The organism is Pantoea sp. UBA7232 (genome assembly GCF_002473195.1).
GTDB lineage: Bacteria > Pseudomonadota > Gammaproteobacteria > Enterobacterales > Enterobacteriaceae > Pantoea > Pantoea eucrina.
The window spans coordinates 55,016-71,882 of sequence record NZ_DKTK01000014.1 but is presented as its reverse complement, the minus strand read 5'-3'; the positions used below and the strand labels follow the sequence as shown (position 1 = coordinate 71,882).

Annotated in this window: 15 protein-coding genes and 1 tRNA gene; 6 read left to right on the top strand and 10 right to left on the bottom strand. The window is 58.0% G+C overall.

The annotated features are described in order from the left end of the window. Positions 1-3 precede the first annotated feature (3 nt). Both alkB and B4056_RS13320 read left to right on the top strand, forming a co-directional pair. On the top strand, positions 4-645 hold the full coding sequence (gene alkB, locus B4056_RS13325) for a DNA oxidative demethylase AlkB (RefSeq protein WP_039385509.1): 642 nt from the start codon (positions 4-6) through the stop codon (positions 643-645). An 86-nt stretch (positions 646-731) separates the two neighbouring features. After that, a complete protein-coding gene (locus B4056_RS13320) occupies positions 732-2,384 on the top strand; it encodes a multidrug ABC transporter permease/ATP-binding protein (RefSeq protein WP_094111130.1) in 1,653 nt (550 codons plus the stop codon). Positions 2,385-2,454: 70 nt separating this feature from the next. Here the strand turns inward: B4056_RS13320 and B4056_RS13315 are convergent, their stop codons facing one another. From B4056_RS13315 to B4056_RS13300, 4 genes are all read right to left on the bottom strand, one after another. After that, the gene (locus tag B4056_RS13315) at positions 2,455-2,658 is read right to left on the bottom strand and encodes a hypothetical protein (RefSeq protein WP_039385513.1); all 204 of its coding nucleotides are present in this window, start codon (positions 2,656-2,658) and stop codon (positions 2,455-2,457) included. Between the two features lie 248 nt (positions 2,659-2,906). Then, positions 2,907-2,983 (bottom strand) — tRNA-Pro (locus tag B4056_RS13310). 72 nt (positions 2,984-3,055) lie between these two features. Continuing rightward, on the bottom strand, positions 3,056-4,807 hold the full coding sequence (gene yejM, locus B4056_RS13305) for an LPS biosynthesis-modulating metalloenzyme YejM (protein ID WP_071668047.1): 1,752 nt from the start codon (positions 4,805-4,807) through the stop codon (positions 3,056-3,058). 22 nt (positions 4,808-4,829) lie between these two features. Continuing rightward, positions 4,830-5,057 (bottom strand): YejL family protein, encoded by a 228-nt coding sequence (locus B4056_RS13300; RefSeq protein WP_039385503.1) that lies wholly within the window; start codon positions 5,055-5,057, stop codon positions 4,830-4,832. Positions 5,058-5,215: 158 nt separating this feature from the next. On the opposite strand from B4056_RS13300, the gene yejK reads away from it, so the two are divergent. Then, entirely contained in the window at positions 5,216-6,220 is a 1,005-nt protein-coding gene (yejK, locus tag B4056_RS13295; RefSeq protein ID WP_039385500.1) for a nucleoid-associated protein YejK, read from the top strand. 56 nt (positions 6,221-6,276) lie between these two features. Here the strand turns inward: yejK and rplY are convergent, their stop codons facing one another. Then, the gene (gene rplY, locus B4056_RS13290) at positions 6,277-6,561 is read right to left on the bottom strand and encodes a 50S ribosomal protein L25 (protein ID WP_039386023.1); all 285 of its coding nucleotides are present in this window, start codon (positions 6,559-6,561) and stop codon (positions 6,277-6,279) included. Between the two features lie 130 nt (positions 6,562-6,691). Beyond that, positions 6,692-8,446 (bottom strand): DEAD/DEAH box helicase, encoded by a 1,755-nt coding sequence (locus B4056_RS13285; protein WP_288654977.1) that lies wholly within the window; start codon positions 8,444-8,446, stop codon positions 6,692-6,694. A gap of 192 nt (positions 8,447-8,638) precedes the next feature. On the opposite strand from B4056_RS13285, the gene rsuA reads away from it, so the two are divergent. The 3 genes from rsuA to B4056_RS13270 all read left to right on the top strand — a co-directional run bounded on the left by rsuA (position 8,639) and on the right by B4056_RS13270 (position 11,314). Further along, positions 8,639-9,361: a 16S rRNA pseudouridine(516) synthase RsuA gene (rsuA, locus tag B4056_RS13280; protein ID WP_039385498.1), complete on the top strand. Its 723-nt coding sequence runs from the start codon at positions 8,639-8,641 to the stop codon at positions 9,359-9,361. A gap of 11 nt (positions 9,362-9,372) precedes the next feature. Beyond that, positions 9,373-10,566 carry a Bcr/CflA family multidrug efflux MFS transporter gene (locus tag B4056_RS13275; RefSeq protein ID WP_039385496.1) on the top strand — a complete coding sequence of 398 codons (1,194 nt, stop codon included), beginning with the start codon at positions 9,373-9,375 and terminating at the stop codon, positions 10,564-10,566. Positions 10,567-10,987: 421 nt separating this feature from the next. After that, positions 10,988-11,314: a hypothetical protein gene (locus B4056_RS13270; RefSeq protein ID WP_094111132.1), complete on the top strand. Its 327-nt coding sequence runs from the start codon at positions 10,988-10,990 to the stop codon at positions 11,312-11,314. Positions 11,315-11,324: 10 nt separating this feature from the next. On the opposite strand, the gene yejF is transcribed toward B4056_RS13270, so the two are convergent. Genes yejF through B4056_RS13250 form a run of 4 tightly spaced genes read right to left on the bottom strand, consistent with a single transcriptional unit; the run spans position 11,325 to position 16,826 of the window. Further along, positions 11,325-12,905: a microcin C ABC transporter ATP-binding protein YejF gene (gene yejF, locus B4056_RS13265; RefSeq protein WP_288654975.1), complete on the bottom strand. Its 1,581-nt coding sequence runs from the start codon at positions 12,903-12,905 to the stop codon at positions 11,325-11,327. After that, on the bottom strand, positions 12,906-13,928 hold the full coding sequence (locus B4056_RS13260; protein ID WP_288654973.1) for an ABC transporter permease: 1,023 nt from the start codon (positions 13,926-13,928) through the stop codon (positions 12,906-12,908). Then, positions 13,928-15,013 carry a microcin C ABC transporter permease YejB gene (locus B4056_RS13255; protein ID WP_113655371.1) on the bottom strand — a complete coding sequence of 362 codons (1,086 nt, stop codon included), beginning with the start codon at positions 15,011-15,013 and terminating at the stop codon, positions 13,928-13,930. Before B4056_RS13255 ends, B4056_RS13260 begins: the two co-directional genes overlap by 1 nt. Positions 15,014-15,023: 10 nt before the next feature. Continuing rightward, on the bottom strand, positions 15,024-16,826 hold the full coding sequence (locus B4056_RS13250) for an extracellular solute-binding protein (RefSeq protein WP_071668042.1): 1,803 nt from the start codon (positions 16,824-16,826) through the stop codon (positions 15,024-15,026). Positions 16,827-16,867: the final 41 nt, after the last annotated feature.

Below are 16,867 nucleotides of genomic sequence, written 5' to 3'. Positions count from 1 at the left end.
GTGATGCTGGATCTGTTTAGCGATGAAGCGCCGTGGCAGGAGCCACTGGCAGAAGGCGCGGTCATTCTGCGCCGCCGCGCCCGCGATGATGCACCTGCGCTGCTGGCAGCGATTGAAACCGTTGCGGCGCAGCATCCTTTTACGCACCGCATCACGCCGGGAGGCTATCGTATGTCCGTGGCGATGACCAACTGCGGCGATGTTGGCTGGTTCAGCGACGCGCGCGGCTATCGCTACAGCGAACAGGATGTCAGCAATGGCCAGCGCTGGCCCGCAATGCCGCCGCTGTTTCGTCAGCTGGCGCAGCAGTGCGCGCAGGAAGCGGGGTTTAGTCACTTTACGCCAGACGCCTGCCTGATCAACCGCTATACGCCCGGGGCAAAAATGTCGCTGCATCAGGACAAAGATGAGCGCGATCTGCGTCAGCCGATCGTCTCCGTCTCGCTGGGGCTGCCGGCGATATTTCAGTTTGGCGGTTTTGCGCGCGGCGACGCCACCCGGCGCGTGCTGCTGGAGCATGGTGATATCGTGGTGTGGGGCGGGCCGTCGCGGCTGCGCTATCACGGTATTCTGCCGCTTAAACCAGGCGTGCATCCCGCGGCGGGGGCCGTCCGCTATAATCTCACCTTCCGCCGGGCAAACTAACGTAACAGGGAATGAGAATTATTCTTGCTATCATCTGACGGGCCATTAAACTGCAGGCAGCATTTTTTGACCTTTGGAACAGATTGATGGCATTGCTTCAGGTGGTTTTTCGTCAGTATTGCTGGCCGTTTACCGGCGTTCTTTTTCTTACCCTGCTGAGTGCCGCACTCGGTATCGGCCTGATCGCTTATATCAATAATGAGCTGATTGTGGCGATCAATAGCGACGCAACGGTGCTGCCGGCATTTCTCGGTCAGCTGTTTCTGCTGATGGCGGTCACACTCGCTTCGCAGCTGGCGCTGACGCAGCTGGGGCACCATTTTGTCTGGCGGCTGCGGGGTGAGTTCATCAAGCGTATCCTCGATACTAACGTTGAGCGCATCGAACAGCTGGGCAGCGCTCAGCTGCTGGCCGGACTGACCAGCGACGTGCGGGCCATTACCATCGCTTTTGTCCGGCTGCCGGAGCTGATTCAGGGCATTATCATCACGCTGGGATCGGCGATTTACCTTGCCTGGCTCTCGCCGGAAATGCTGCTGGTCACTATGCTGTGGCTGGCGATCACGCTGGTGGGCGGCTGGCTGCTGGTTTCGCGCGTCTACCAGCATATGGCAAAGCTGCGCGATATCGAAGATGATCTCTATCGCGATTTCCAGACCATTATTGAGGGGCGCAAAGAGCTGCAGCTTAACCGCGATCGGGCGCGTCTGATCTACGATACGGTTTATCAGACGAATGCGGGTCGCTATCGCCATCATATTGTGCGCGCCGACACCTTCCATCTCAGCGCCGTTAACTGGTCTAACATCATGATGCTGGGCGGCATCGGTATCGTGTTCTTTATGGCAAACGGTCTCGGCTGGGCCAACACGGCCGTGGCGGCCACCTATTCGCTGACGCTGCTGTTCCTGCGCACGCCGCTGATCTCAGCCGTCGGCGCGCTGCCCACGCTGCTCAGCGCGCAGGTCGCGTTTCGCAAACTCAACCGCTTCGATCTGGCGCCTTATGAGCCTGCCTTCAGCGCCCCGGCACCGGCCAGCGCATGGCAGACGCTGGAGCTGCGCGACGTCTGCTTTCACTATGGCGAACAGGGCTTTGCGGTGGGGCCGATCAATCTGACGCTGCGACGCGGCGAACTGCTGTTCCTTATTGGCGGCAACGGCAGCGGGAAATCCACGCTGGCGATGCTGCTGACCGGCCTCTATCAGCCGCACGCCGGCAGCCTGCTGCTGGATGGTAAAGAGATAAGCAGTCAGCAATCCGATCTGTGGCGGCAGCACTTTTCAGCGGTATTTACCGACGTGCACCTGTTTGACCGCCTGATTGGCCGCGGCGGCGAACCGGCCGATCCGGCACTGGTTCAGCGCTGGCTGGAGCGGCTGAAAATGAGCGAGAAACTGCAGCTGGATGGCAACCGGGTGCTGAATCTGCAGCTGTCGAAAGGGCAGAGCAAGCGCCTGGCGCTGCTGCTGGCGGCCGCGGAAGAGCGGGATATTTTGCTGCTGGATGAATGGGCCGCCGACCAGGACCCTCATTTCCGCCGGATTTTCTACCGCGAGCTGCTGCCCTGGCTGCAGGCGTCAGGCAAAACGGTGTTTGCTATCAGCCATGACGATCACTACTTTACCCATGCCGACAGGCTGCTGGAGATGCGCAACGGACAGCTGGTGGAACTCAGCGGCCGCGAGCGCGATCTGGCCACGCTCGATGCGGTGGAGCGAACGGATACCGGTCGTTAACGTCAGCGGGTAACACTCATCAAAACCGGCCATCAGGCCGGTCATGGCACACAGGCGGCATGCGGCAGCGTCAGTGATTGGGCGGGATGGCAAAGCTTTTCAGCTGAACAACAAAGTGCTGATGGCCGCGGGTGATGCGGGCGCCACGATCGCACCAGTGAGTCGCCAGACGAAAGAAGTCGTCGCTGCCGATATCATAGGCCAGCTCTACTTTGCTGATGCCTGAATGCAGAAGCTCCTCTGCATCCTGCAGGCTTTTTGCTTTGATGACCATAATCGATTTCCCATCAAATAAATGAGAGCATCAGAGTAGGGGATCTTCATGACACTTTTGTTGCGCTTTGATGAAAGCCTGTTCCGGAAGAGGCAAAGTGTGATCGCGATCGGGTGCAGCAGCAACGCGCTGAAAGCCTGAGAATTTCCGGAATAACGGTATCGGCCGGTACTGCGCGATAAACAGGCATGCCAGCCCTGACAGGCATAAAAAAAGCAGCCATAAAGGCTGCTTTTTTCGGGATAATTTGGTCGGCACGAGAGGATTTGAACCTCCGACCCCTGACACCCCATGACAGTGCGCTACCAGGCTGCGCTACGTGCCGAACGTGGAAAACCATACTACTGATTCCCCAGCCGATTGCAAGATGCGTCAGCGTTAACTGCCTCATATTTAATCAGTTTGCCGTGAAGCGCTTCTCTTCCGTCAGCACCTGCAGCAGCAGCGCCAGCTGCGGCTTATGATCCTTCAGCTCACGACCGCTGGCGTCCCACGCGGTATAACTGCCGCTGTTATTCAGCACCAGCGTCACCGATGGCGTGGTGATCACCAGTTTGCCATCTTCACTGCTGGCTACCCAGTTATGGCTGCGCTGGGCGGCGAACAGATCTTCACCCTGCGAATAGCTGACCGGGCTGGTGCGCACGTGCAGCAGACGCTGCATGAGCGTTGTCATCACATCCTGTTGATCGGTCAGGCGATCGATAGTCTGCGCTGGCGTATTAGGCCAGTGCACCACCAGCGGGATCTGCAGCATCGCGCGGTTGCCCGGGTTATCGCTGTTATTAAAGGTCACCGCACGCTGAGCAGTGATCACCACCACCGTATTTTTCAGCAGGTCGCGCTGCTGCAGCGTGGTCAGTACCGCAGCGATCTGCTCATCCACGCTGCCCGCCTGGCGCAGATAGCTGCGCTGACGCGCCTTCGTGCTGTCGCCGCTGGCGCTTATCCCGTTCAGCGCGACCCAGGAGAACCACGGAGAGCGGCTGTTTTTCTGACCATTGAGCCAGTTCTGCCACTGCGTGACGGTCTGGCTGTTAGGCTGGGAGGTCGCTTCCGGCAGCGTATAGTCCGCCAGCAGCGCCTGCCGGTAGAGCGGCTGATTAAACCCATCCGAGGAGAACAGGCCAAACTGGTAGCCCTGCGCGTTCAGCGCGTTCAGCAGCGCCGACGGCGTGCGCGATGCCAGCACGCCATCCATATAGCTGGAAGAGATGCCGTAAAACAGGCCAAACACCCCTTTTTCAGGCTGCACCCCGGCGCTGTAGTGCCGGGTAAAGCGCACGTTCTCAGCGGCAAACTGCTTCAGCGACGGCAGTGCGCTGTCGAGCGTGGCGTTATTTACGCCATCGACCGTCAGCACCAGCAGGTTATGACCTGTTCCGCCGTCGCGGAAGGTGATATCGCTTAACGGATACTGGACCGACAGCGCTTCAGGATCGCCCTGCTGCACCAGACGGCGCTGATACTCCTGCGCATCCAGCAGCCCGTGACGCTCCAGGAAGCGGCGCGCGGTCATCGGATAGGAGAGCGGCAGATTGGCGCGCTGCATGGTGACAGGACGATAGAAATTGGCATCGGCCCAGATATAGAGCAGATGACTGGCAAAAAAGGCGCTGATAAACAGCGCGGCGAGCGGCTTGCCAAATGAGCGTCGGTTAAGACTGCGCAGCTTCTGCCAGCTCCAGGTGGCAAACAGCATCTCCACCAGAAAAATGCCCGGCACGCTGATAAACATCAGCTGCCAGTCACGCGCCATCTCGCTTTGATCGGGGTTAACCACCAGCTCCCAGACCACCGGATTAAGGTGCAGGTGGAAGCGGTTAAACACGGCGCCATCCACCATAATGAGCGTCAGCCCGGCGGTGGCAACAATCGCGGAGAGTACCCGCAGCAGACGCTGCGACATCACCACAAAGGTAAGCGGGAAAATAATCAGCAGATAGGCGGCAAAAACGATAAAGCTGAAATGGCCAATCCAGCTGGTAAAGGCGTAAATCCGGCCCGCCAGTGAGGAGGGCCAGTCAGCGACCAACAGGTAGCGGCTGCCGAGAGCCAGCGCAAACAGAATATTAAACAGCGCGAACCAGTGCCCCCAGCTAATCATCTGGGAGACTTTTTCACGGTAGCGCTGCCGGTTGGTTACCATATATAGGAGTCAGATCTGCAAATTAATGAGCGTTATCATCGCGCACGGAAGACTGCAACGCTTCCGCGAATGACCGGGCCAGGCTACGGCGCTGGGCTGGTGCGATGTCTGTGTTAATCAAATTGGTGACCATGTTTCCCAGAACCATCAGGGAAAGATCGAGAGGCGCTTTATCTTTTTCAAGAATCTGCGCCAGCTGTGCGAGAAGCTGCTCAACGCGCTCGTCGCTATAACGGGATGATTGTGGCATATCGTCGACTAATCAAGTGTGAAAAGGCGGTATAGTACCGTAACTATGCGATTTTTTCCGCACTTTTATCGCAAGCAAAGCGATCGGTTTGCGTACGCAGTTGAAAGCGACGGCGGGCAGTGATTGAATACGCGCCTGAGTTTAAAGGAGAGTCTATCATGAGTCTGGATATTGACCAGATTGCCCTGCATCAGTTAATCAAACGCGACGAGAATCAGCTGGAGCTGGTACTGCGGGATACGCTGCTGCCGGTAACGCAGGCGGTAAGCAGTATGGCCGAAGAGCTGCATCGCGTGTACAGCGCCAAAAGCAAAGCCTATGGCCTGTTCAATGAAGATAGCGAGCTGGCCGACGCGCTGCGCAACTGTCGTCGCGGGCAGGATGACTTCCTGGCGTTCAGCCGGGCTGCCACCGGACGCCTGCGCGATGAGCTGAGCAAATATCCGTTTGCTGACGGTGGCGTGGTGCTGTTTATGCACTACCGCTATCTGGCGGTAGAGTATCTGCTGGTTGCGGTGCTGAACAGCCAGTCGAGCATGCGCGTTAACGAACAGCTGGATATCAGCAGTACGCACTATCTCGATATCAATCACGCTGATATCGTCGCGCGTATCGATCTGACCGAGTGGGAAACCAGCCCGGAGTCAACGCGCTATCTGACTTTTCTGCGGGGTCGCGTCGGACGTAAAGTAGCTGACTTTTTCATGGATTTCCTCGGGGCCAGCGTCGGTCTCGACACCAAAGCGCAGAACCGCGGCCTGCTGCAGGCGGTCGATGATTACTGTGCTGAGTCAAATCTGGATAAGAACGAGCGGCAGAACTACCGTCAGCAGGTCTACAGCTACTGTAACGAACAGCTGCAGGCGGGAGAGGAGATTGCGCTGGACGATCTTTCGCAGGAGCTGCCACCGCTGGGTGAGAAAAGCTTTCAGGCGTTTACGCAGGAGCAGGGCTATGAGCTGGAGGAGCACTTTCCGGCCGACCGCAGCACGCTGCGCCAGCTGACAAAATTCTCCGGCAGCGGTGGCGGATTAACGCTTAATTTTGACGCACTGCTGCTTGGCGAGCGTATCTTCTGGGATCCGGCAACCGATACCCTGACCATCAAAGGCACGCCGCCTAACCTGCGCGATCAGCTACAGCGCCGCACCGGCGGGAAGTAAATTGCAGGCATAAAAAAACGCCGCAGAGGCGGCGTTTTTTCCGATTTCGTCTGCGATTACGCGCGAACGAAGTCGATGTGGTGCAGTTTTGGCTTGAACGGGTGACGCTGAACAGCCTGAACTTTAACTTTCGTTTCTTTACCGTCAACAACCAGCGTCAGCACATCGGTGTAGAACTCAGGCTTAACCTGCATGTTCATCACGGCGTCGTGATCCAGTTCGATAGAAACTGCAGCTTCATTTCCGCCATAGATGATAGCCGGGAACTTGTTAGCTGTGCGCAGGCGGCGGCTCGCACCCTTACCCTGCTCTTTACGTACTTCTGCGTTGATAGTGAACATCATTATTTCTCTTCAATAATTCCTGCTACAGGCGACCCAGCAACAGGACGGTTATTCAAACGCTTGTGCGGATGCAAAAGCGGGCGGGATTATAGCCGGATCGGGGCAGGGGGGCAAATGATTCTGCCATCTAGCGCAGCTCATTAGCGCGGCGGAAGCGCCCCTGGTAATCAAACACTTTCTCCCGCACCTGCCAGAACTGTCCGCGGGCACGCGCCACCACAAAGTCAGGATGCCGCAGCAGCGGCTGCAGCGCGACCACGTCGGCCGCCTGCTGCCAGCCCAGCTCTACGCCAGGCGCGCGCTGGTGCGGGCGCATAAACAGCTGCTCAAATGCTTTTCGCTGCGCGGGCGTCTGCAGCCGGAAGCGTTCGCTGACGTCGCTGCCATCTTCATCGTAATAGGTCGCTTTCAGCCATTCGCCCTTGTCATCACGGCCATGCGCCAGCGTCATGCCGCTGCAGCGCAGCACTCGCGCATCTTTCAGCTTCAGCGCCGCTTTCAGCATATCATCGGGGTCGACCAGAATTTTGTCGCACTGCTGGCAGCGCCGTGCGGCGATATCATTTTCAGCGCCGCAGTCAGGGCAGCTTTTGAAGCGAAAGCGGAAATCGCACTGTTCACGACCGCCCTCATCATCCTCCAGGATACCCTGACAGCGGCGACCAAAATGCTCAATCACATGCCCGTCTTCGGTAGCTTTTCCCCAGAAGGTATTCGCAAAGCCGCAGGCAGGGCAGAACACCTGCACCGGCTGGTTGTCACTGGCGCCTTTTGGCGCACCCACTTCCGGCGTAAAGAGATCGTGCGGATTACCAGCGTAGTCGAGGATCAGGCAGTCGCGTTTATCCGGAGCCAGGCGCAGTCCGCGTCCGACTATCTGCTGATAGAGGCTGACGGACTCAGTCGGGCGCAGAATCGCGATCAGATCCACGTGCGGTGCGTCGAAGCCGGTGGTCAGTACCGCCACGTTAACCAGAAACTTCAGCTGCTGCGCTTTGAACTGCTGAATTAGCCGGTCACGCTCTTTCACCGCGGTTTCTGCCGAGACCAGCGCGCTGTTCTCCGGCAGCAGCGACAGAATTTCGCGCGCATGTTCAACCGTGGCGGCGAAGATCATTACGCCGCGCCGATCGTCGGCAAACTCAACGATCTGGCGGATAATCTGTGGCGTGACGCGCTGCTGCTGTTTCAGCTCACGGTTAAGATCCGCTTCGCTGAAGAGGCCGCTGTTCTGCGGCACCAGCCGGCTGAAGTCATACTGCACCACCGGCATATCAAGACGTTCCGGCGGCACCAGAAAACCGTGTTTGATCATGTAGCGTAGCGGCAGCTCGTAGATGCAGTCGCGAAACAGCGCTTTTTCATCGCCGCGTACCATGCCGTGATAGTGGAATTGATAGATCCAGCCTTTGCCCAGCCGGAACGGCGTGGCGGTCAGTCCCAGCAGGCGCAGCTGTGGATTATGCTGGCGCAGGTGGCTGAAGAGCTGCTGATACTGGCTCTCCTCATTGTTGCTGATGCGATGACACTCATCGACAATTACCAGTGAAAAGGCGCTGTCGAAGCGGTCAAGGTTGCGCGCCACGGACTGTACGCTGCCAAATACCACTTTGCCTTCGCTCTGCCTGCGCTGCAGCCCGGCCGCAAAAATATCCGCTTCCAGCCCGTAAGCCTGATACTTGCTGTGGTTCTGCTCGACCAGCTCTTTGACGTGCGCCAGCACCAGCACCCGGCCACGCGCCAGCCGCGCCAGTTCAGCAATGACCAGGCTCTTACCGGCACCGGTGGGCAGCACAATCATCGCCGGCGTGGTATGGCGCCGGAAGTGGGCAACGGTTGCATCAACCGCTTCCTGTTGATAGGGACGAAGTGTAAAGGCCATCAGCATAAACTTTTTTCTGGATCAGAGGCGTATTATGCCATGTAAGCGGATGAAACGCAGGATCGGCACTATTAGCAGGCAAAGCTTCAGGCTATACTGCCCGCACTTTTTTAACGGTTATCCTGGCCGACGTATTCTGCGCACAGGCACCGTTTCAGTTTTTCCCCCGCAGTAACAGGCAAAAGCGAATTCATGCGACTCGACAAATTCATATCTCAGCAACTGGAAGTTAGCCGTGCTATCGCTGGCCGCGAAATTCGCGCCAGAAAGATCACCATCAATGGCGAAATTGTGCGCGATACCGCGTACAAAGTGATGCCGGAAGATGATATTGCCTACGATGGCAACCCGCTGGTGGTACAGCAGGGGCCACGCTACTTTATGCTGAACAAGCCGCAGGGCTATGTCTGCTCCACAGACGATCCCGATCATCCCACTATCCTCTATTTTATTGAGGAGCCGTCAGCCTATAAGCTGCACGCCGCCGGCCGACTCGATATCGATACTACCGGTCTGGTGCTGCTGACGGATGATGGCCAGTGGTCGCATCGCATCACTTCACCACGTCACCATTTAGAAAAAACCTATCTGGTTGAGGTGGAAGCGCCGCTCGATCCGGCACTGGTGGAGACGTTTGCTGCTGGTATCCAGCTGCACAATGAGAAGACGCTGACCAGGCCAGCCCGGCTGGAGATCCTCGATGAAAAAGCGGCGCGACTGACAATCGGCGAAGGGCGCTATCATCAGGTTAAGCGCATGTTTGCCGCGATGGGGAACCATGTGGTTGCGCTCCATCGTGAAAGTATCGGCTCGATTGTGCTGGATGAGGCGCTGGAAGAGGGGGAATATCGCGAACTGACCCCCGAAGAGGTTGACAGCATCGGTCTGCCAGACGAACTGAAACAGCACAAATAACGGAGTACAAGGTGCGCAAGGAGAAAAACTCCCCGGCAGGATTAGTGGTGATTCTGGGATTGCTGGCGATGCTGATGCCGCTCTCCATTGATATGTATCTGCCCGCTATGCCGCAGATTGCCCGCGAATTTGCCGTCTCCGCAGGCAGCGTGCAGATGACGCTGAACCTCTACATCCTGGGCTTCGCTATCGGGCAGCTGGTGTATGGTCCGCTGGCGGACAGCTATGGCCGCAAGCCGGTCATCGTGCTGGGTACGCTGATTTTCGCCTGTGCCGCCGCCGCCTGCGCACTCTCCGGCTCTATCGATCAGCTGATCCTGATGCGCTTTTTGCACGGTCTCTCTGCCGCTGCCGCCAGCGTGGTGATCAACGCCCTGATGCGCGACAGTTATTCAAAAGAGGACTTCTCGCGCATGATGTCCTTTGTGCTGCTGATCACCACAATCGCGCCGCTGGTGGCCCCGGTGCTGGGCGGCTGGCTACTGCTTATCTGGAGCTGGCACGCTATTTTCTGGGCGCTGGCGATTGCGGCACTGATCACGACCGTGCTGGTGGTGACGCAGGTGCGTGAAACCCTGAAGCCGGAGCAGCGTCAGCGCTTTCATCTGCGTACAATGCTGGGCAATTTTGTGGCGCTGGTACGGCATAAGCGGGTGTTCGGCTATATGCTGGCCAGCGGCTTCTCGTTTGCCGGCTTATTTGCGTTTCTCAACGCTGGTCCCTTTGTTTATATCGAGGTCAACCACGTATCGCCGCAGGATTTTGGCTACTACTTCGGCCTGAATATCATCTTTCTTTTTGTGATGACGCTGATTAACAGCCGCGCGGTGCGCCGTTTTGGTCCGCTGAAGATGTTTCGCCTGGGGCTGACCATTCAGTTTGCTATGGGCATCTGGCTGCTGATTGTCAGCGCGCTGCAGCTCGGCTTTCTGCCGCTGGTGCTGGGCGTGGCGATGTTTATCGGCTGCGTTTCTATTGTCTCCTCTAACGCCATGGCAATTGTACTCGATGAGTTTCCGCACATGGCGGGGACCGCCTCGTCGCTGGCAGGCACGCTGCGCTTTGGCGTCGGGGGTCTGGTGGGCGCGCTGCTGTCGCTGGTCAGTATGAACAGCGCATGGCCAATGGTAGCAACCATCGCGCTGTGCGCCACCCTTTCCATTATCCTGTTCAGCTACGCTGCCCGCCCGCGTAAAACCACTTAATCCCGCAGGGGCCGCATATAAGGTTCTCCATTCCCCGTAGGGGCCGCATTCATGCGGCCCTGGCGTATTCATGCGGCCCTGGCGTATTCATGCGCGCCCGGCATATTTCCCCTCTCAGGCAAAAAAAGAGAACCATGCTCGCTAAACGCCAGCTATTCGTTATGCTTAATGTTTCCGTGATGTGAAAATTTTTAGACAAAAAAGTAACGCTAATGCGTATAAACTGGTTGTCTGCATCTGGCGATCGCGGTACACATAAGCTTAACTGCGAGAATGCTCGCAAATAACGTATTTTTTCTATGATTTTGTATTTAAAACGCGAAGGTCATCACTGACATCCGTTTTTTGATTTGAGGTGGGATTTCCGGCTGCGGGCACAGGGTTCAGGCCGGAAACAGGATTAACATCTTTGGGGAACACCATGCTGCAGCTCTCTGTTGTGCATCGTCTGCCACATCTTTATCGCTGGTCTGCAGATCAGTTAGGCGAAATTGAACTTCTGGAAACCACCAGCGGCATTAACGATGAAGATCTGGTTGCATTGAGATTACTGAGCCATGAAGGCGCGCTGGCGCTGGATATTCTGCAGCAGCTGCGCGAAACGCTGGCGCAGATTCAGGTGGAGTGCAAAATTGCCCGTTGTGAAGGGCACCCCTGCCTGTTGATCCAGCGAATTAACGAAAGTGCTGCAAGCTGCTGCCTGAAAAATCAGGGCGTGGCCATTGCAGAAGATTTTAACGGACGCTGATCCCCGCCCCTCATTTGCTCATTTGCGCCGAGGCCAGCAGCTGGCGTGTATAAGCTGCCGCTGGCGCAGTGAACAGCACCGCGCTTTCTCCCTGTTCAACCACCTCTCCCTGCCGCAGAACCACCAGCTGATGACAGAGCGCGCGCACTACCTGCATATCATGGCTGATAAAAATATAGGTCAGCTGACGATCCGCCTGCAGGCGTCGCAGCAGCGTCAGGATCTGCTGCTGAACCGGACGATCCAGTGAGGAGGTCGGCTCATCAAGTATCAGCAGCTGTGGCTCAAGGATCAGCGCACGTGCAATCGCAATACGCTGCCGCTGCCCGCCGGAAAATGCTGCCGGATAGCGGCTGCGGCTGTCGGGATCGAGCCCGGTTTCCTGCATAACGGCAATAACGCGGGCATCCTGCTGCGCTGCGCTAAGCTCCGGCCGGTGTACCGCCAGACCTTCAGCAATGATCTGCTGCACCGTCATGCGCGGATTGAGCGAGGAGTGGGGATCCTGAAAAACGACCTGAATGCGCTGGCGCAGCGGCAGCAGCTCTCTGGCCGTCAGCTGATGCAGCGGCTGGCCGGCAAACCAGATCTCACCGCGTGCGGCGATAAGACGCAGCAGGGCCAGCCCCGTGCTGCTTTTGCCGGAGCCTGATTCACCTACCAGACCCAGGCTCTCGCCCTGATGCAGCGAAAAACTCAGCTGCTTAAGTATCTGCTTCTCCTCTGTTTTGCGCCTGAACCAGCCGCGTCGCAGCGGAAAACTTACCTGCAGATTGCGGACCTGAAGCAGCAGCGGTGTCGCTTTCAGCGGTACCGGTTCACCGGTGGGTTCAGCGGCAAGCAGTTCGCGCGTATAGGGGTGCCGGGGCTGCCGGAACAGCGCGGCGCAGCGATTCTGCTCCATCACGCGTCCGGCACGCATCACGGTAACGCTGTGTGCCAGCTGACGCACGATAGCGAGGTTATGGGTAATAAAAAGCATGCCCATATTCAGCTCGCGCTGCAGTTCGCGCAGCAGCTGTAAAATCTGCTGCTGCACGGTCACATCCAGTGCCGTGGTGGGCTCATCGGCAATCAGCAGCTGCGGCTGCGTCAGCAGCGCCATGGCGATCATGACGCGCTGGCGCTCGCCTCCGGAGAGCTGATGAGGAAAATCGCGCAGGCGGCTCACCGGCTGCCGGATACCGACGCGATCGAGGCAGGCAACGATCTCGCCGCGTGCCGCTTCACGCCGCATGCCCCGGTGCAGCGCCAGCACTTCATTCAGCTGTTTTTCAATCGTATGCAGCGGATTGAGCGACACCATCGGCTCCTGAAAAATCATCGCCATACGGTTGCCACGCAGGCCGAGCAGCGTGCGTTCGCTGGCCTGCAGCAGATCCTGACCCTGAAACAGAATTTCGCCCTGCGGATAACTTACCGCGGGCTGCGGCAGCAGGCGCATCACCGACTGAGCGGTCACGCTTTTCCCGCAGCCCGACTCTCCGACCAGCGCCAGCGTCTCGCCCGCCGCAAGGCGCAGTGAAACATCATGTACGACCCGCTGTTGCTGAAAAGCCACCGCAAGATGATTAATGGTTAACAGATCCACTCAGCCTCCCCGCGCCGGATCAAATGCATCGCGTACCGCCTCGCCGATAAAAATCAGCAGCGACAGCAGCAGCGCCAGCGCAATAAAACCGGACAGCCCGAGCCACGGTGCCTGCAGATTATTTTTGCCCTGCAGCAGCAGCTCGCCCAGTGAAGGCGCACCCACCGGCAAACCGAAACCGAGAAAATCGAGCGAGGTCAGGGTGGTAATTGCGCCGCACAGAATAAAGGGCAGATAGGTCAGGGTCGCTACCAGCGCATTGGGCAGAATGTGGCGCAGCATAATACGGCTGTCGCTGACGCCAAGCGCACGGGCGGCACGCACATAATCGAAATTACGCGTGCGCAGAAACTCGGCCCGCACCACGCCGGCCAGACTCATCCAGCCAAACAGCACCGTCAGCAGCAGCAGCCACCAGAAGCCAGGCTGGATCACGCTGGAAAGCAGGATCAGCATAAACAGCGTTGGCATGCCGGACCAGACTTCAATCAGCCGCTGGCCGGCTAAGTCGATGCGGCCGCCAAAATAGCCCTGCAGCGCCCCGGTGATAATACCGATAACGCTGGAGAAGAGCGTCAGCAGCAGGCCAAACAGCAGAGAGACGCGGGTGCCGTAGAGCAGGCGCGCCAGCACATCGCCCCCGCTGGCATCGGTACCCAGCCAGTTTTGCGCTGACGGAGGCGAAGGGAAGGGCGAACGGGTCGCAAAGTTGATTGTGCTGTCGCTAAAGCGAATCGGGGCCCAGAGTGCCCAGCCCTGCTGCGCAATCCGCTGCTGCAGCCACGGATCCTGATAGTCGGCGGCGGTAGCAAATAGGCCGCCGTAATCCTGTTCGCTGTAATCAACCAGCAGCGGCACATACCAGCGCTGCTGGTAGCGCACCAGCAGCGGTTTTTCATTCGCCAGCAGCTCGGCGGCCAGTGAAAACAGGAAAATCAGCAGAAAAAGCCACAGCGACCAGTAACCCCGGCGGTTGTGACAGAAACGCTGCCAGCGCTGGCGATGAACCGCAGAGAGAGCCATCAGCGCGCCTCAAAATCGATGCGCGGATCGACCAGCGTGTAGGTTAAATCGCTCACAATATTCATCAGCAGGCCAATCAGTGTAAAGATGTAGAGCGTGCCAAACATCACCGGATAGTCACGCTGGATAGTGGCATCATAGCCCAGCAGCCCGAGGCCATTCAGAGAAAACATAACTTCGATTAGCACCGAACTGGTAAAAAACAGGCTGATGAACGTGGCCGGAAAGCCGGCGATCACCAGCAGCATGGCGTTACGAAACACGTGACCATAAAGGATACGTTTTTCATCCAGGCCTTTGGCGCGCGCGGTCATGACATACTGCTTGCGGATTTCATCCAGAAACGCATTTTTTGTCAGCATGGTAAGCGTGGCAAATCCGCCGATGACCGTGGCCAGCACCGGCAGCGCAATGTGCCAGAAGTAGTCGAGGGCTTTGCCATACCACGGCAGCGAGGCAAACTGCGGAGAGGTAAGACCGCGCAGCGGAAACCAGTCGAAATAGCTGCCGCCGGCAAACAGCACGATCAACATGATGGCAAAAATAAAGGCCGGAATAGCGTAGCCAATAATAATCAGCAGGCTGCTCAGGCCGTCGAAACGGCTGCCGTGATGCACCGCTTTCCGGATCCCGAGCGGAATGGAGACCAGATAGATAATCAGGGTGCTCCAGAGTCCCAGGCTGACAGAAACCGGCAGGCTCTCTTTGATCAGCTGCAGCACCGGGGCGCTGCGAAACAGGCTATCGCCAAAGTCAAAGCGCAGATAGTTCCACAGCATCTCGCCGTAGCGCTGCAGCAGCGGCTTATCAAAACCGTATCGCCGGGTGATCTCAGCAATCACTTCCGGATCGAGGCCGCGTGCACCGCGATACTGATTGTCACCCGGATTGTCGCGCAGCGACGCACCGCGCGCGCTGCTGTCGCTGCTGCCCGGCAGCCCGGTGGTATAGCCAAACTGAATAGTGGCCAGCGCCTGATCGACCGGGCCGCCAGGTGCTACCTGCACAATAAAAAAATTCAGCGTGATAATCGCCCAGAGGGTCGGGATCACCAGCAATACTCTGCGCAGCAGATAAGCACCCAAGCCAGCCTCCTTAACGTCGATCGGCCGGCAGCCGCCCGGCTTTATTGACATCGTACCACCAGTTTTCCAGCCCGGTTGCGAAAGCGGGCCGGACGGCGGGATAAGCATATTTATTCCAGTAAGCCAGGCGCTGCTCAGCGCTAAACCACATCGGTATCATATACGCCTGCCAGAGCAGAATGCGATCCAGCGCCTGACCCAGCGGCAGCAGCGCCTGCTCATCGCCCTGGTGCGCCACAATCTCTTTGATAAAGTGATCGACCACGGGATCTTTAACGCGCGCGCTGTTCCACGATGAGTCGATATACTCTGACTGCCAGTTCACGCGCAGGCTGGCAGCAGGCCACGGCGCAGCCGGATAGAGCGTCTGAATCATATCGTAGTCGCCTTCGCGCAGCCGGCGCAGAAACTGTGAGTTGTCGACCTGGCGCAGGGTGGCCGTGATGCCCAGCCGGGCCAGACTGTGCTGCCAGGGCAGCGCCCACTCATTCTGCGCGCCGCTGCGCAGCAGGATCTCAAACCGGAACGGTTCACCGCTCTGGCGATTGACCAGCTTCCGGTTGCGGATCTCCCAGCCCGCCTCTTCCAGCAGCTGCATCGCCCGCAGCAAATTAGCCCGGTTATAGCCGCTGCCATCCGAGCGCGGTGGCGTATAGATTTCACTGAAGAGGGCAGGCGGCAGCTGCGCTTTCCACGGCGCCAGCAGCTGCAGCTGTGCCGCGTCGGGATAGCCGGCAGCCGCATATTCTGTGTTCTGAAAATAGCTGCCGGGGCGGCGCCACGCGTGGTAAAACAGCGCCTTATTCATCCACTCAAAATCAAAGGCCAGCGTTAACGCCGCGCGTACCCGGCGATCGGCAAACAGCGTTTTTTGATTATTAAAGGCGAGCCAGCGGGTATCCGTAGCGGCGTCCTGAGGCGTGGTCAGTTTTACGATTGTCTGTTCTGCAAATGGCCCGCCCTTATACTGCGTCGCCCACTTTTTTCCCGACAGCTCTTCGCGCAAATCGTAAGCGCCCGCCCTGAAAGCTTCAAAAGCGACGTTGTCATCGAGATAGTAGTCATAGCGCAGCGTATCCAGATTAAAGCGTCCGCGATTGACCGGCAGATCGGCGGCCCAGTAATCCTTTACCCGACTGTACTGCACAAACTGGCCCGCCTTATAGGCAGAGATCCGGTAGGGTCCGCTGGAGAGCGGCGGGTAGCCAAGCGGCTCATTAAATTTGCGGCTCTGCCAGAACGCTTGCGGCAGCACGGGCAGCGTCAGCCAGCTCAGGATGCGATCTTTATCCGGTCGCGGTGGCGTGATGCGCACCGTAAGGCGATTGAGTGCAGTGACTTCCGTGCCGCGGAACGCGACGCGAAACTGCGGAACGCCTTCGCGCATCAGCTTCTGAAAAGTAAAGGCCACATCGCGGGCGGTGATAGGCGTGCCATCCTGAAAGCGGGCGTGTGGATTGAGGGTAACCTCCATCCAGCGGTAATCCTGAGGATAGCGTGCCACTTCAGCAATCAGCGGATAGTAGCTGGCGGGCTCATCATCTGAGGTGGTAAACAGCGAATCGTAGAGTGTCTCTGTGCCGGCGGCCGGATTTCCGCGTGAAGCAAAGCGGTTGAAGTTATCAAACGTACCGACCACCGCCAGCGTCATGCTGCCGCCTTTCGGGGCAGCGGGATCGGCATAAGCGTAGTGGGTAAAGTTGACCGCGTAGCGCGGCACCCCCAGCTTTGCAAACGCATAGCCTTCACGTACCGGCTCAGCGCGCAGCGGCGTCAGCACGCAGCAGAGCAGCAGAGTGATCAGACGCAGCATAAGTGAAATACTCTCCCGAATAGTCTGTGCTTCAGATCGGC

Bases quoted from the DNA above. Each gene is read 5' to 3' on its own strand.
- alkB (WP_039385509.1), top strand. From the start codon at position 4: ATGCTGGATCTGTTTAGCGATGAAGCGCCGTGGCAGGAGCCACTGGCA.
- B4056_RS13300 (WP_039385503.1), bottom strand. From the start codon at position 5,057: ATGCCACAATCATCCCGTTATAGCGACGAGCGCGTTGAGCAGCTTCTC.
- yejK (WP_039385500.1), top strand. From the start codon at position 5,216: ATGAGTCTGGATATTGACCAGATTGCCCTGCATCAGTTAATCAAACGC.
- B4056_RS13270 (WP_094111132.1), top strand. From the start codon at position 10,988: ATGCTGCAGCTCTCTGTTGTGCATCGTCTGCCACATCTTTATCGCTGG.
- B4056_RS13285 (WP_288654977.1), bottom strand. From the start codon at position 8,446: ATGGCCTTTACACTTCGTCCCTATCAACAGGAAGCGGTTGATGCAACC.
- B4056_RS13320 (WP_094111130.1), top strand. From the start codon at position 732: ATGGCATTGCTTCAGGTGGTTTTTCGTCAGTATTGCTGGCCGTTTACC.
- rplY (WP_039386023.1), bottom strand. From the start codon at position 6,561: ATGTTCACTATCAACGCAGAAGTACGTAAAGAGCAGGGTAAGGGTGCG.
- rsuA (WP_039385498.1), top strand. From the start codon at position 8,639: ATGCGACTCGACAAATTCATATCTCAGCAACTGGAAGTTAGCCGTGCT.
- B4056_RS13250 (WP_071668042.1), bottom strand. From the start codon at position 16,826: ATGCTGCGTCTGATCACTCTGCTGCTCTGCTGCGTGCTGACGCCGCTG.
- B4056_RS13315 (WP_039385513.1), bottom strand. From the start codon at position 2,658: ATGGTCATCAAAGCAAAAAGCCTGCAGGATGCAGAGGAGCTTCTGCAT.
- B4056_RS13260 (WP_288654973.1), bottom strand. From the start codon at position 13,928: ATGGCTCTCTCTGCGGTTCATCGCCAGCGCTGGCAGCGTTTCTGTCAC.
- yejM (WP_071668047.1), bottom strand. From the start codon at position 4,807: ATGGTAACCAACCGGCAGCGCTACCGTGAAAAAGTCTCCCAGATGATT.